Annotated in this window: 11 protein-coding genes; 3 read left to right on the forward strand and 8 right to left on the reverse strand. The window is 60.3% G+C overall.

The window, feature by feature from the left end; genetic code table 11:
- Window positions 1-99 precede the first annotated feature (99 nt).
- The 3 genes from AC1RBR_RS19940 to AC1RBR_RS19950 all read right to left on the reverse strand — a co-directional run bounded on the left by AC1RBR_RS19940 (window position 100) and on the right by AC1RBR_RS19950 (window position 2,876).
- A complete protein-coding gene (locus tag AC1RBR_RS19940) occupies window positions 100-1,446 on the reverse strand; it encodes an ATP-binding protein (protein ID WP_095137150.1) in 1,347 nt (448 codons plus the stop codon).
- Window positions 1,443-2,120, reverse strand: a complete 678-nt coding sequence (locus AC1RBR_RS19945) for a response regulator transcription factor (RefSeq protein ID WP_095137149.1) — start codon at window positions 2,118-2,120, stop codon at window positions 1,443-1,445. The genes AC1RBR_RS19940 and AC1RBR_RS19945 overlap by 4 nt, the downstream gene beginning before the upstream one ends.
- A 150-nt stretch (window positions 2,121-2,270) precedes the next feature.
- Window positions 2,271-2,876, reverse strand: a complete 606-nt coding sequence (locus tag AC1RBR_RS19950) for a hypothetical protein (protein ID WP_095137148.1) — start codon at window positions 2,874-2,876, stop codon at window positions 2,271-2,273.
- 141 nt (window positions 2,877-3,017) lie between these two features.
- Here AC1RBR_RS19950 and AC1RBR_RS19955 point away from each other — a divergent pair, with 141 nt between their 5' ends.
- Both AC1RBR_RS19955 and AC1RBR_RS19960 read left to right on the forward strand, forming a co-directional pair.
- Complete coding sequence (locus AC1RBR_RS19955) at window positions 3,018-3,809, forward strand: dienelactone hydrolase family protein (protein WP_492566251.1); 792 nt, start codon at window positions 3,018-3,020, stop codon at window positions 3,807-3,809.
- Window positions 3,810-4,003: 194 nt separating this feature from the next.
- Complete coding sequence (locus AC1RBR_RS19960; RefSeq protein ID WP_492566253.1) at window positions 4,004-4,729, forward strand: 4'-phosphopantetheinyl transferase family protein; 726 nt, start codon at window positions 4,004-4,006, stop codon at window positions 4,727-4,729.
- Between the two features lie 117 nt (window positions 4,730-4,846).
- On the opposite strand, the gene AC1RBR_RS19965 is transcribed toward AC1RBR_RS19960, so the two are convergent.
- Window positions 4,847-6,457: an ATP-binding protein gene (locus tag AC1RBR_RS19965; protein WP_492566255.1), complete on the reverse strand. Its 1,611-nt coding sequence runs from the start codon at window positions 6,455-6,457 to the stop codon at window positions 4,847-4,849.
- A complete protein-coding gene (locus tag AC1RBR_RS19970; protein ID WP_115984172.1) occupies window positions 6,454-7,176 on the reverse strand; it encodes a response regulator in 723 nt (240 codons plus the stop codon). Before AC1RBR_RS19970 ends, AC1RBR_RS19965 begins: the two co-directional genes overlap by 4 nt.
- An 849-nt stretch (window positions 7,177-8,025) precedes the next feature.
- Between AC1RBR_RS19970 and AC1RBR_RS19975 the strand changes: the two genes are divergently transcribed.
- Window positions 8,026-10,920 (forward strand): ribonucleoside-diphosphate reductase subunit alpha, encoded by a 2,895-nt coding sequence (locus tag AC1RBR_RS19975; RefSeq protein ID WP_047599692.1) that lies wholly within the window; start codon window positions 8,026-8,028, stop codon window positions 10,918-10,920.
- Between the two features lie 883 nt (window positions 10,921-11,803).
- Here AC1RBR_RS19975 and flgE read toward each other — a convergent pair.
- From flgE to flgC, 3 genes are read right to left on the reverse strand one after another with little or no spacing between them, the layout of a single operon-like run.
- Window positions 11,804-13,120, reverse strand: coding sequence for a flagellar hook protein FlgE (gene flgE / locus AC1RBR_RS19980; protein WP_253151010.1), 1,317 nt, complete (start codon window positions 13,118-13,120; stop codon window positions 11,804-11,806).
- Window positions 13,121-13,150: 30 nt separating this feature from the next.
- The gene (flgD, locus tag AC1RBR_RS19985) at window positions 13,151-13,879 is read right to left on the reverse strand and encodes a flagellar hook assembly protein FlgD (protein ID WP_166497744.1); all 729 of its coding nucleotides are present in this window, start codon (window positions 13,877-13,879) and stop codon (window positions 13,151-13,153) included.
- 15 nt (window positions 13,880-13,894) lie between these two features.
- Window positions 13,895-14,338, reverse strand: coding sequence for a flagellar basal body rod protein FlgC (gene flgC / locus AC1RBR_RS19990; RefSeq protein WP_007963049.1), 444 nt, complete (start codon window positions 14,336-14,338; stop codon window positions 13,895-13,897).
- Window positions 14,339-14,340 lie beyond the last annotated feature (2 nt).

Raw genomic sequence — 14,340 nt, forward strand, 5'->3', positions numbered from 1 at the left:
ACTGACTGGCGCCATCGCGAGCAGGCTCACTCCTACATTTGAAATGCATTCCCCTTGTAGGAGTGAGCCTGCTCGCGATGACGTCAGAACAGCCAACACCTAAACCGCAGGAAACTGAATCCTGAACGCCGCCCCGCCCATCGGCGAGTCCCCGAGCATCAGCTTGGCGTTGTAGCTCTCGATGATGTCCTTGACCACCGCCAGGCCGATACCCTGCCCCGGATGCTGACGATCCAGACGCTCACCGCGCTCGAGAATCCGCGCGCGCTGATTCGGTGGCACGCCCGGACCGTCGTCTTCGATGCACAGCTCGATACCCGCGAGGGTCTCGCGCACGCTGATGCGCACTTCGCCCAGGCACAGGCGATAGGCGTTTTCCAGCAGGTTGCCCATCATCTCCAGCAGCGCGCCCTGCTCGATCGGCACATAGCATTGTTCCGGCAGATCGAAGGCCACTCGAACGTGTTTGTCGCGGTAAACCTTGTCCAGCGTGTCGCACAGGCTCTGGAGCACCGGTTGCAGCCGCACCTGATGGCGCACCAGACCGCTTTTGCGCAGGCTGGCCCGTTGCAGTTGATAGCTGATCTGCTGACTCATGCGTTCGATCTGGGTTTGCAGCACCCAGGCCTGATCGCGATCTTCCGGGCGTTGCGCCATGTCCTCACTGACCCCTTGCAGTACCGCCAACGGGGTTTTCAGGCTGTGCGCCAGATCATCGAGAGAATCCCGGTAACGGCTGCGCTGCTGGCGTTCGCTGTGCAGCAAACGGTTGAGCGAGCCGGTCAGGCGCAGCAGTTCGCGCGGGTGCTGTTCGGTGAGACTTTCGCGGGTGCCGCTTTCGATTTCGTCGAGCTCCTGACTCAGCCGGCGCAGCGCCTTGAGACCCCAGGTCAAGCCGATCCACAACAGCGCCAGCAGCACCAGCAAAGCGGCGCCGAAGCCCAGATAAAGATTTTCGCGCAGGCCTTCGAGGGTATTTTCGTATTCGCGCACCGGTTGCAGGGCGACGATACTGAACGCGGCACTTTTACCGCCGAGCAGTTTGACTTCGACGTCGTAGACGAAGAACTCCTGGCCGCTGGCTTCACGGATCCGCGCGAACTCGTTGCCTAGGCCGTCGTAACGCGGTTTGTAATTGATCTGCTCTTCCTGAGTGGCTTTCGATCGCCAGACCAACTTGCCGTCGCGGTCGTAGATATAGCCGAGCAAGCGGAAGTCGGTGAGGTTGAAGCGCTCATCCGGCAACTGCGAGGGCATCACCAAATGACCATTCTCCACCCGTGCGGCGGAGATCAGTGTGGTGACATCCGAGGCCAGGCGTTGCTCGATCGAATCCTGCAACGCGAGGCTGAACGCACCCTGCATCGCCGGCAGCAAGGCGAGCATGAACAACACCGCCAACGTGGTGGCGGCAAGCATCAAACGAACGCGAAGGGAACGGATCAAGTGCAGCGCTCATTGAACAGATAACCGAGACCACGCACGGTGTCGATCGGTTTGAACCCGCCCGGGCCTTCGAGCTTGCGGCGCAGGCGGCCGACCAGCACTTCGATGACGTTCGGATCACGCTCGTCGTCATCCGGATAGAGTTGTTCCATCAGGCGATCCTTGGGCACCACTTGCTGGTGGTGGCGCATCAGGTATTCGAGGATGCGGTATTCATAGGCGGTCAGCGCCAGCGGCTGTTCATCCAAAGACGCCTGCTTGCGATTGAGGTCCAGCAACAGCGGCCCGGCGACGATGGTCGACTGGGTGAAGCCACTGGAGCGGCGCAGCAAGGCATTCAGGCGCGCGTCGAGTTCCTCGAACTGGAACGGCTTGACCACGTAGTCGTCGGCCCCTGCGGCCAGGCCTTCGACCTTGTCCTGCCAGTTGCCGCGCGCGGTGAGGATCAGGATCGGAAAGGTCTTGCCGCTCGAGCGCAACTGCCGGATCAGGTCCAGACCGCCCATGCCCGGCAGGCCGAGGTCGATCACCGCCAGATCGAAGTTGAACTGTCCGGTCTGGTACAGCGCCTCTTCGGCATTGGCCACGGACTCGACCACGTGACCGCTCTCCGTCAGGCGGGTTTGCAGGTGATGGCGCAACAGCGCTTCATCTTCGACGACCAACAGTTTCATAACGCTCTCCCGGGTAAATCAAAAACTCCAACAACGCAGCTGTGGGAGCGGGCTTGCTCGCGAAAGCGGTGGATCAGTCAACCCGGATGTCAACTGACACATCGCCTTCGCGAGCAAGCCCGCTCCCACTCTGGATCTGGCGGCAACGCTTTAGAAAGCGTAGTTCGCCGACAGATAAGTCTGGGCGCTGCTGGTCAAGTCCAGCGAGCCTTGTTTGCTGCCACCGCTCTCTTTCATTTCAGTGCTGGCGTTGCTCATCAGGTAACGGTAACCGAGTTCCACCGAAACATTCTGCGCCACCTGTTGCAGTACACCGAACTGGCCACCGACGGCGTAACCGATGTCGCTGTCACGGCTGTAGCCTGGCGAGTCCTGAGTCAGCTTGGTCAAACCGGCCGTTGCACCGCCGAACAGTTTGGTGCTGCCGCCCACTGGATAGAACAGATCGTAGCTGCCCAGCAGGTTTTCCTGGCGCAGTTTAATGCCATTGTGCGAACCGGACACGTTGTCGTAAGTCGCGTAGTAACGACCTTGCGAGTTTTGCTGGCCGAGGCGCACGCCGTAAGTGTTGTTGCCGTCGATTGCGCCGCTGGCGTCCGGGTGGCCAAGGTTGTCGTTCAGCGCGTGGGACTTTTTGACCTTGTCACTGCTCTGGCCGAACGTCAGGCCGGCAAAGTTGCTGGTGTCATCGGCGTGTGCCGCAATGCTTGAGCCCAACAAGGTAAAAGCCAGCAGCAGTTTGTTTAGATGATTCATCGCGTTTCCTCTTTCACATTGCTGTTTGGGTATGGCGCAAGGTTACTGACCGGCCCCTGTACCGCCCCTGAACACTCTCTGAACCTGCGCTGAATCAAATCGACTAGGCTGTCCTGACCACTTTCGATAAGGAGACCGACCATGCGCCTGTTCCTCGCCCTCGCCTTGCTCGCTGCCAGCAGCCTGGCCAACGCCGCGATCAAGACTCAGGAGATTCCCTACCAGAGCGCCGACGGCACCAGGCTGATCGGCTACTACGCCTACGACGACGCGATCAAGGGCAAACGCCCGGGCGTGGTGGTGGTGCACGAATGGTGGGGGCTGAACGATTACGCCAAGCGTCGCGCCCGCGATCTCGCCGAACTGGGCTACAGCGCGCTGGCGATCGACATGTATGGCGAAGGCAAGAACACCGAACATCCCAAGGATGCGATGGCGTTCATGCAAGCCGCGACCAAGGATGCCGCGGCCTCCAGCAAGCGCTTCGAGGCCGGGCTGAACCTGCTGAAAAAGCAGCCGCAGACCGACGTCAATAAAATCGCCGCCATCGGTTACTGCTTCGGCGGTGGCGTGGTGCTCAACGCCGCGCGTCAGGGTGAGCCACTGGCGGGCGTGGTGAGTTTCCACGGTGCACTGGCGACCACCACCCCGGCGACGCCCGGCAGTGTGAAGGCGAAAATTCTGGTCGAGCATGGCGCGCTGGACAGCATGGTCACCGCCGACAACGTCACCGCGTTCAAGAGTGAAATGGACAAGGCCGGTGCCGACTACACATTCGTCAGCCTCGATGGCGCCAGGCACGGCTTCACCAATCCGGATGCCGATCGTTTGAGCCATGGTGATCACGGCGGTCCGGATATCGGTTACAACAAGGCGGCCGATGAAAAATCCTGGGCGGACATGAAGGCGTTCTTCCAGAAAATCTTTGGCTGACGATTGCCCCTGTGGCGAGGGAGCTTGCTCCCGCTCGGCGGCGAAGCCGTCGCAAAAACCTGCCGACGCGGTTTACCTGACAGACCTCGTCCACAGATTTTGGGGGGGCTTTGCCCCCAGCGGGAGCAAGCTCCCTCGCCACAAAAGTGTGCAGCCTCTACCCAGTCGTGGCTTCAACCGGCAAAATGCCCGCCATGAATTCCAGCCTGCCCCTCCCCGCCTGCTGCACCCCGCTCGACGCCCATTGGCCGTTGCCAAACGTGTTGCCCGAGACCGTACTGCTCAGCACCCGTTTCGACCCGAAGCAACTGCTGGGCGATGACTTCCAGCGCAGCGCCATCGAGCCGCCGCCGAGCATTCAGCGTTCTGTTGCCAAGCGTCAGGCCGAGTTTCTCGCCGGGCGGATTTGCGCCCGGGCCGCGCTGCAGCAACTGGAAGGCTCAAGCGTGATTCCGCCGATTGGCGAAGACCGTGCGCCGGTGTGGCCGGCGCACATTTGCGGCTCGATCACCCACAGCACCGGGCGTGCAGCGGCGATTGTCGCCAATAAACAGCACTGGCGCGGCTTGGGCATGGATCTGGAAAACCTGCTCGACAGCGACCGCGCCGAACGCCTGGCCGGGGAGATCCTGACGCCGCCGGAGCTGCAGCGCATGGCCGCCGGCTCGCAGGAGCAACTGGGGTTGTGCGTGACCCTGACGTTTTCGGTGAAAGAGAGCCTGTTCAAGGCGCTGTACCCGATTGTGCAGAAGCGCTTTTATTTCGAGCACGCCGAGGTGCTGGAGTGGACGGAGCAGGGTCAGATTCGGTTGCGTCTGCTGACTGACTTGTCTGGCGAATGGCGTCATGGCACCGAGCTGGAGGCGCAATTTGGGGTGCAGGATGGGCAGTTGTTGAGTCTGGTCAGCATTCCGGCCTGAGGATTTTTTGGCGACTGTTGCGCCGCTTTCGCGAGCAAGCCCGCTCCCACAGGGGATTGCATTTCAAGGGTGGGAGCGGGCTTGCTCGCGAAGGCGCCATTTCTGCTAACGCAAAACTCAGCGGCGCTCCTGATTCCTCGGCCAGCTCAGACTGAAGCAAGCCCCACCCAGACTCTTGCTCTTGTTGATCAGCGCCCGACCGTCATGCCAGTGAATGATCCGCCGCACAATCGACAACCCTAAGCCATGCCCGCCCGACGCCCGGGTGCGGCTGTCATCCAGACGCAGGAACGGCGTGAAAATGCGCTCCCACGCCGACTCCGGCACACCCGGCCCGTCATCCTCAACGTCCACCCGGCAGCGCAACTGCCCGACCTGATAACTCACCGTGACTTTCGAGCGCGCATGGCGCATCGCGTTGCTCACCAGGTTCTGCAACGCCCGATGCAGGAAGCGCGGCTCGGCCTCGACCCAGGCGCCGTCGTTATCCGCTGCCGACAGGCACAACCCGCGCTGCACCGTGACCTCGGCACGCAACGGCGCCAGTTCTTCGATCACCTGATTGATCAGCGCATCGAGATCGATGCGTTGAAAGGTCAGCGCTGGTGAACCCTGTTCCAGACGCGCGTAAGTGAGCATTTCGTCGACCAGCTTATCGAGATCCTCGATGTCGTGGTCCATGCCCTCACGGTACTTTTCCAACGCCTGCGGGGTGGTGGCCGAGCCGATCATCTCCAAACCGAAACGCAGGCGCGCCACCGGCGTGCGCAGTTCGTGGGACACCGCACGCACCAGCTCGCGCTGGATCGCCAGCAACTGCTGCAAGTGCTCGGCCATGCCGTTGAACGCCGCCGCCAGCCGCCCCACCGAGTCAGCACCGCGGGCCGGCACGCGGGTTTCCAGGCTGCCCTTGGCGATGCGTGTGGCTGCGGCTTCGAGACCGCGCAGACGCCGCTCGAGCTGACGCACCAACAGGTAGACGATCAGCCCGATCAGGCTCAGGCCGAGGGCCGCAATCAGCACCAGCCATTGCGGCGGGTACGGATTCATCTGATACAGCGGTCCGATCTCCAGCACCCACGGCGTACCGACCATGCCGGCAAACACCCGGATCGAATCCCCGCCCTTGCCCAGCGCCATCACCGTATCGCCCTCGGACACGCGACGGCTCTGGTCTTCATCCATGTCGGCTTCGTTGACCGTGACCAGTCGCAGATCAAAACCGAAGCCCTTCTCTTCCTTTAACTGCGCCAGTCGCCTGGGCTGTTCGCTCACCGGGAAGCGCACTAGCTCATCGGCCAGCAGATAAATAGTCGCGCGCGCCAGTTGCTCGCTGATCTGCTGCACGTCGCCGGTGAGCACCAGTTGCTCTTTATCGCTGACCATTTTGTAGACCCGCGCCGCATGCGGGCCGGTCTGCTCCACCAACGCCTGGCCGCGCTGCACCCGAGTGCGCTGGGACAAGTCCAGACCAGTCTCGGAGAACGTCTTCAGTGCCAGCGGAATTCCCAGCAGACGCTCCCAGACCAACAACGCCCGGTGGCGCTCGGTCTCATTCATCGGTTGCAGGTTGTCGGCCATCAGCGAGAACGTGCCGTGGGCCAGGCGCTCGCGGTATTGCTCGCTGCGCACCTGATTGAGCAGGTGCAGCGCCAGCACCCCGAGCACCGCCACCAGAATCAGCGCCGCGCACATGCCGCCATAGATGCGCAGGAAGATCGAGTTCACAGGGCCAGATCCACACAGGCTTCAGGGACGAACAGATAGCCTTTGCTGCGGATGGTCTTGATCAGGCGCGGGTGGTCAGGGTCGTCGCCGATTTTCGGGCGGATGCGCGAGATGCGTACATCGATCGAGCGGTCCTGGCCGTCGTAGCCGATGCCGCGCAGCGCGGTGAAGATCTCTTCGCGGGAGAGGATCCGCCCGGCATTCGACACCAGCAGCCAGAGCAAGTCGAATTCGGCGCTGGTCAGTTCGATACCGCTGTCGCCGAGCCAGGCTTCGCGCAGTGCGTTGTCCACCACCAGCGGGCCGAATTGCAGGCGACGGCTTTTTTCCGCGACCGGCTCGGCTGTGTCGCTGCGGCGCAGCAAGGCCTGGATCCGCGCCAGCAACAGCCGTGGACGCACTGGTTTGCACACATAATCGTCGGCGCCGAGGTCGAGGCCCTGGATCTGGTCGGCATCGTCGGTGCGCGCGGTGAGCATCAGGATCGGCCCGTCGTAACGGTCGCGCACCTTGCGGCAAATGCTCAGGCCGTCTTCACCGGGCAGCATCAGGTCGAGGATCACCAGATCCGGCTGCTCCTTGATGATCCGCGCCGCCGCCAGCGCGCCGTTGCCTTCGATCTCCACGCGCAATCCATTGGCTTGCAGGTATTCGCGGGTGAGTTCGGCCAGACGCTGGTCGTCCTCGACTATCAATACCTGCCAGGCTTCTTGCTCCACCGGTGACCTCTGCTTGCTGTTTTTATTAATAAGGAAGAATGCTCGGCCTGACTCGATTCCCCTGTGGGAGCGGGCTTGCTCGCGAAGACGGCGGCATGGTCAACATGAACATTGCCTGACCCACCGCTTTCGCGAGCAAGCCCGCTCCCACATTTCTCCGGTCTTTTTGTCATCTTTCAGGAGGATAAGAATGGGTAAGCACCGCTCGATTGTATAAACGGCGTACAGCCAGAACACAAGTCGCCAAATGCGTTCGGACACGGCGGTTTTTTGTGGTAGGGTTCGCGCCCTTAAAATTCCGCTGAGGCGTTTTTCCCGGGTGAAAAACAGTGACAAACGGTCTAGCTCAGCAGGTTCGCGGCCTACACGGGAATTCCTGGTTTCTTACACAATTTACGCACAGGTTTATCCACAGCTAGTACGTTGCAAGCCCTCTCGAAACGCATTATCTTGTAGCACGGCGCGAGGAGAGACCCTACATATAGGGTTTTCCGCTCAGGCGACCAACCACATTTCGGACCTGAAACTCAAGCGCTTTATTGCCAGTTTCCGGTTGAACCAAGCAAGTTTTTCAAAGCCCAAACCGCACTTGCGGATGGCGCCGTTTTTCAGGTCGGAAACGACCGGAACGGTACGGGTGTTGCAGTCATTACTGTCACCCGGGAAGGAATCCGGCTCGAGCCCTGGCTCGCAGCCAAAAACTTCGGCAAGGATGCGGCGTCATTAGCCTTTTTCCTACTGATCCGAAGTTGTTATGCCCGACGCCCGTCGGTTGTAGTGCTTCGGACCAGAACGGTGAGCACCATGATGGTGCCCAAACAAACATAGAGAATGTGGAGATCACCCCCCATGCAAACCGACACAACTCGCGAGAACCCGCAGGGCACCTTGCCGCAGGCCGCCGATTCGAATTCGGATCTGGCCGCCACCGCGCCTGGTCAACTGCGCGTGATCAAGCGTAATGGCACTGTCGTTCCTTACACCGATGACAAGATCACCGTCGCTATCACCAAAGCGTTTCTCGCAGTTGAGGGCGGCACCGCTGCCGCTTCGTCGCGAATCCACGACACCGTTGCGCGCCTGACCGAACAGGTCACCGCGACCTTCAAGCGTCGCATGCCGTCGGGCGGCACCATCCACATCGAAGAAATCCAGGACCAGGTCGAACTGGCCCTGATGCGTGCCGGCGAGCAGAAAGTCGCTCGTGACTACGTGATCTACCGTGACGGCCGCTCGAAAGAACGCGCTGCCCACGCTCCGGTAGAAGCGGCTGTCAACGCACACCCGTCGATCCGCATCACCCGCGCCGACGGCAGCCTCGCGCCGCTGGACATGGGCCGCCTGAACACCATCGTCACCGAAGCCTGCGAAGGCCTGGCTGAAGTCGATGGCGATCTGATCCAGCGCGAAACCCTGAAAAACCTGTACGACGGCGTGGCCCTGAACGACGTCAACACCGCACTGGTGATGACCGCGCGTACCCTGGTTGAACGTGAGCCGAACTACTCGTTCGTCACCGCTCGCCTGCTGATGGACACCCTACGCGCCGAAGGTCTGGGCTTCCTGGGTGTGGCCGAAAGCGCCACTCACCACGAAATGGCCGATCTGTACGCCAAGGCGCTGCCGGCTTACATCGCCAAAGGTATCGAGTTCGAACTGCTGAACCCTGTGCTGGCCACCTTCGACCTGGAAAAACTGGGCAAGGCGATCAACCACGAGCGCGATCAGCAATTCACCTACCTGGGCCTGCAGACCCTGTACGACCGTTACTTCATCCACAAGGATGGCGTGCGTTTCGAACTGCCGCAGATCTTCTTCATGCGCGTGGCCATGGGCCTGGCGATCGAAGAGAAGCAGAAAGAAGACCGTGCGATCGAGTTCTACAACCTGCTGTCCTCATTCGACTACATGGCTTCGACCCCGACTCTGTTCAACGCCGGTACCCTGCGTCCACAGCTGTCGAGCTGCTACCTGACCACCGTTCCGGACGACCTGTCGGGCATCTACCACGCGATCCACGACAACGCCATGCTGTCGAAATTCGCTGGCGGCCTGGGCAACGACTGGACCCCTGTGCGTGCCCTGGGTTCGTACATCAAAGGCACCAACGGCAAGTCGCAAGGCGTGGTTCCGTTCCTGAAAGTAGTGAACGACACCGCCGTAGCCGTTAACCAGGGTGGCAAGCGCAAAGGCGCTGTGTGTGCCTACCTGGAAACCTGGCACATGGACATCGAAGAGTTCATCGAACTGCGCAAGAACACCGGTGATGATCGTCGTCGTACCCACGACATGAACACCGCCAACTGGATCCCTGACCTGTTCATGAAGCGCGTCTTCGATGACGGCAAGTGGACCCTGTTCTCGCCATCCGAAGTTCCTGACCTGCACGACCTGACCGGTAAAGCCTTCGAAGAGCGCTACGAGTACTACGAAGCCCTGACCGAGTACCCGGGCAAGGTCAAGCTGTTCAAGACCATCCAGGCCAAAGACCTGTGGCGCAAAATGCTCTCCATGCTGTTCGAAACCGGCCACCCATGGCTGACTTTCAAAGACCCGTGCAACCTGCGTAGCCCGCAGCAGCACGTCGGCGTGGTTCACAGCTCGAACCTGTGCACCGAGATCACCTTGAACACCAACAAGGATGAGATCGCCGTTTGCAATCTGGGCTCGATCAACCTGCCGAACCACATCGTCGACGGCAAGCTGGACACCGCCAAGCTGCAACGCACCGTGAACACCGCCGTGCGCATGCTCGACAACGTGATCGACATCAACTACTACTCGGTGCCGCAAGCGAAGAACTCCAACTTCCGCCACCGTCCGGTCGGTCTGGGCATCATGGGCTTCCAGGACGCGCTGTACCTGCAGCACATCCCTTACGGTTCCGACGCTGCCGTCGAGTTCGCCGACAAGTCGATGGAAGCGGTCAGCTACTACGCGATCCAGGCGTCCTGCGACCTGGCCGATGAGCGTGGCGCGTACGAGACCTTCAACGGTTCGCTGTGGTCCAAAGGCATCCTGCCACTGGATTCGCAACAGATCCTGATCGAACAACGCGGTCAGAAGTACATCGACGTTGACCTGAACGAAACCCTGGACTGGGCACCGGTTCGCGCCCGTGTACAGAAAGGCATTCGTAACTCCAACATCATGGCCATCGCACCGACCGCGACCATCGCCAACATCACCGGCGTATCGCAGTCGATCGAACCGACCTACCAGAACCTGTATGTGAAATCGAACCTGTCGGGCGAATTCACCGTGATCAACCCGTACCTGGTTCGCGACCTCAAGGCTCGCGGTCTGTGGGACTCGGTCATGATCAACGACCTGAAGTACTACGACGGTTCGGTGCAGCAGATCGAGCGCATCCCGCAAGAACTCAAAGAGCTCTACGCGACCGCGTTCGAAGTGGACACCAAGTGGATCGTTGACGCCGCCAGCCGTCGTCAGAAGTGGATCGACCAGGCCCAGTCGCTGAACCTGTACATCGCCGGCGCCTCGGGCAAGAAACTCGACGTGACCTACCGCATGGCCTGGTACCGTGGTCTGAAAACCACTTACTACCTCCGTGCCCTGGCTGCGACCAGCACCGAGAAGTCGACCATCAACACCGGCAAGCTGAACGCTGTTTCCAGCGGCGGCAACCACGGCGACGATTCGGTTCTGGCAGCTCCGGCAGGTCCAGCTCCAGTGCCAAAGGCTTGCGCGATCGACGAGCCGGATTGCGAAGCTTGCCAATAAGCTGAGCCGGGTCAGGCGTCGCGAGACGCCTGATGCTTCCAGGCAAAAGAAAACCCCCGACAGACCTCTGGTTTGTCGGGGGTTTTCTTTTGCCTGCCATTTACGTGCAGGAACTGTCGAGTGAAACGAGGCTGCTGTAGTGATTATGTGAATCTGACTGAGATTGGTCGGCTCACAGGCCGCTATCGCTGGCAAGCCAGCTCCCACAAGGATCGGGTACACCGGCAAGAGATTGGTCGGCTGTCAGACCGCCTTCGCGAGCAAGCCCGCTCCCACAGGGATTGAGTACACCGGCAAGAGACTGGTCGGCTGTCAGACCGCCTTCGCGAGCAAGCCAGCTCCCACAAGGATTGAGTACACCGGCAAGAGATTGGTCGGCTGTCAGACCGCCTTCGCGAGCAAGCCAGCTCCCACAAGGATTGAGTACACCGGCAAGAGATTGGTCGGCTGTCAGGCCGCCTTCGCGAGCAAGCCAGCTCCCACAAGGATTGAGTACACCGGCAAGAGATTGGTCGGCTGTCAGGCCGCCATCGCCAGCAGGCTGGCTCCTACAATTCAGAAAGCGTACAGCCCATGCGGCAAAGCCGCCCCACTCAACAGGATGAGCGCAAGCTCGGCTGCAGCTTTTGATCTTCACGGCCCCGTCGGCAGGCTGAGTGGAGGGATTGATCCGGCGGCGGGAGCGAAGGAACCCGAGCCTCGGCGAGGGCCGAACGTTGGGGCTGAAGCGTTTTGGTTACTTTTGGGCATCTGCAAAAGTGACTCGCCGTAAGGGCGAAACCCTAAGTAGCCGTTACCGCAGCAACGGATAAGCCCACAAAACAATAGCCCACAAAAAAGCCCCTCAAAAAGAGGGGCTCCCTTGTACAACCAGAAACCGCAATCAGGTCATCTGAATGATGGTCTGCATGATGGTGCTCTGGGTCGAAATGGTCTTCGCGTTCGCCTGATAGTTGCTCTGGCCCTTGATCAGGTCCACCAGCTCGTTGGTCAGGTTAACGTTCGACTCTTCCAGCGAGTTAGACACCACCTCACCCAAGGTCCCGGTTTTCGGCGCGTCGTAGCCCGGAATACCGGAAGCGAAGGTTTCTTTCCAGCTGGTACCACCGATAGCCTGCAGGCCCTGTTCGTTGGTGAAGCTGGCCAGGGCAACCTGGCCGATGGCCTTGCTCTGGTTGTTGCTGAAATTGGCGAACAGGGTGCCGGTGCCGTCGATGGTCAGGTTGGTGATCTGGCCAGTGGCGTAACCATCCTGAGTCGGGATCGAACGGGCGGTATCGGCGTTGTACTGGGTGGTCTGAGCCATGGAGATGGTGATGCCTGCCGGGTTCGCGGCCGCACCATTAGGCTTGAACGTACCGTTGATCACATTACCCGGGACCCAGCCACTGAGCTTGAGGTCACTGCTGATCACCGGACCCGGCAGAGTGCTGACCTGAGTCAGCTTGCCAGCGGAGTCAAATGTCATGGTCGAAGGTGTCGGCGCGGTGACCTTCGGATCGCTACCGGTAGCGTCCGGGTTACGACCGTCTACCAGGGTGTAGACCTTCCAGGTGTTGGCACCGGTCTTGACCACGTACTGATCCATCGGGTGCATGTTGCCCTGACTGTCATAGATCGGCGTGCTGAACGACTTGGTGTAGGTCGCGAGGTTGTTCGGATCGAACTTGCCGGCGGGCACTGTGTCGTCGATCACTGGAGCGGTCGAGTTCAGGTTGATGGTCGAGGTCACCAGCGAGGTGGACTTCGGCGCCAGGTTGGAAGTGTCGATCTTCAGGTCAGTCAACACACCATTGACGATCTTGCCATTGGCATCCACACCGTAACCCTGCAGACGCGAGGTGTAGTCGGTGTTGGTGATGTAACCGGCATTGTCGACCTTGAACGTACCGGCACGGGTATAAGAGATCGAGCCGTTGTTGCTCATGGTGAAGAAGCCGGAACCGTTGATACCCATGTCCAGCACGTTACCGGTGTTGTTGATATCACCCTGGGTGAACTGCTGAGAAACGTTGGCCAGACGTACACCGTTACCGATTACCTTGCTGCCACTGCCCAGACGGGTCGACGAGTAGACGTCTTCGAATTCTGCACGGGACGATTTGAAACCGGCGGTCGCGACGTTGGCGATGTTGTTGCCGGTCACGTCCAGTTGTTTGTTGGCTGCATAGAGACCGCTAAGGCCGATATTGAAAGACATATTCCACTCCTTTGTGCCGGTTAGTCGGCTCTATATACCAATGGTTTGTACTTTGGACAGGGCGACGGTGCCCTTGCCGGACAGGTTGAGCATCAGCTCGCCACCGGTCTGGCTGATGGTCACGCTGTTGACCGTGGCTGGCAGGTAGGTCGCCAGGTCGGTCGCGGTGCCATTGATCGAGGCGTTGGCTTTGACGGTATAGGTACCGGTCTTGACCAGATTGCCGTCCTTGTCCTTGCCGTCCCAGGTGAAGCTTGCGCTGCCTGCGGCGCGACTGCCCAGATCGATGGTGCGAACCACCGTGCCGCTGCTGTCGGTAATGCTGACGGTGCCACCGGCAATCGACGACGGCACGGTGACCGAACCGGTCATGCCTTTGCTCGGGTCGTCCAATTGCACGGTGTTGGTCTGCACGATCACGTTGCGGCCAACCAGCGACGACGCCTGCAGGGCTTGCGAGGAGCTATAGTTGCCGGCCAGCGAACTGACGGTGCTGTTGAGGGTGGTGATGCCCTCAAGGCTGCTGAACTGCGCCAACTGTGCTACGAAGGCACTGTTGTCCTGCGGATCGAGCGGGTTCTGGTTTTTCAGCTGGGTGACCAGCAGTTGCAGAAACGCATCCTTGCCCAGTGCCTGGCCGCCGGTGGTGCTGTTGGTGGCCGAAGCAATGCCGCCGGTGGTCGAACTGCTCGTTTTCTTCGAGGAGTTCGCCAGGATGTCATTCATGCTCAGGCTGCTGGTGGTATCGGAAACACTCATGGCAGTCGCCCCTTATCACTGACCGAGGGTCAGTACCTTCTGCATCATGGTTTTGGCGGTGTTCATCATTTCGGCGTTGGTCTGGAACGAACGGCTCGCGGAAATCATGTCAGCCATTTCTTCCACCACGTTGACGTTCGGGTAGTAGACGTAGCCTTTGGCGTCAGCGGCCGGATGGTTCGGCTCGTAACGCGCTTCGAGGTTGCTCTGGTCTTCGACCACGCCGAGTACCTGCACGCCCTGCCCTGCGGCGTCCTGGCTCTGGAACAGCGAGTTGCTGCCAGTGTTCTGGCCGCCCTGGAACATGGTGGCGAACACCGGGTGACGGGCGCGGTAGGTCTGGTCGATGCTCGACGAGACTGTTTCGGCGTTGGCGATGTTCGAAGCCACGGTGTTCAGACGCGTGGTTTGTGCGCTCATGCCGCTGCCGGCAATGTTGAAAACGCTGGACAGGGACATGG

The sequence above is a fragment of the Pseudomonas sp. GW823-FHT01D03 genome (assembly GCF_058798255.1).

Excerpts from the sequence above, each read along its gene's own strand:
- flgC (WP_007963049.1), bottom strand. The coding sequence starts at position 14,338 with ATGTCCCTGTCCAGCGTTTTCAACATTGCCGGCAGCGGCATGAGCGCA.
- AC1RBR_RS19950 (WP_095137148.1), bottom strand. The coding sequence starts at position 2,876 with ATGAATCATCTAAACAAACTGCTGCTGGCTTTTACCTTGTTGGGCTCA.
- flgD (WP_166497744.1), bottom strand. The coding sequence starts at position 13,879 with ATGAGTGTTTCCGATACCACCAGCAGCCTGAGCATGAATGACATCCTG.
- flgE (WP_253151010.1), bottom strand. The coding sequence starts at position 13,120 with ATGTCTTTCAATATCGGCCTTAGCGGTCTCTATGCAGCCAACAAACAA.
- AC1RBR_RS19945 (WP_095137149.1), bottom strand. The coding sequence starts at position 2,120 with ATGAAACTGTTGGTCGTCGAAGATGAAGCGCTGTTGCGCCATCACCTG.
- AC1RBR_RS19975 (WP_047599692.1), top strand. The coding sequence starts at position 8,026 with ATGCAAACCGACACAACTCGCGAGAACCCGCAGGGCACCTTGCCGCAG.
- AC1RBR_RS19955 (WP_492566251.1), top strand. The coding sequence starts at position 3,018 with ATGCGCCTGTTCCTCGCCCTCGCCTTGCTCGCTGCCAGCAGCCTGGCC.
- AC1RBR_RS19960 (WP_492566253.1), top strand. The coding sequence starts at position 4,004 with ATGAATTCCAGCCTGCCCCTCCCCGCCTGCTGCACCCCGCTCGACGCC.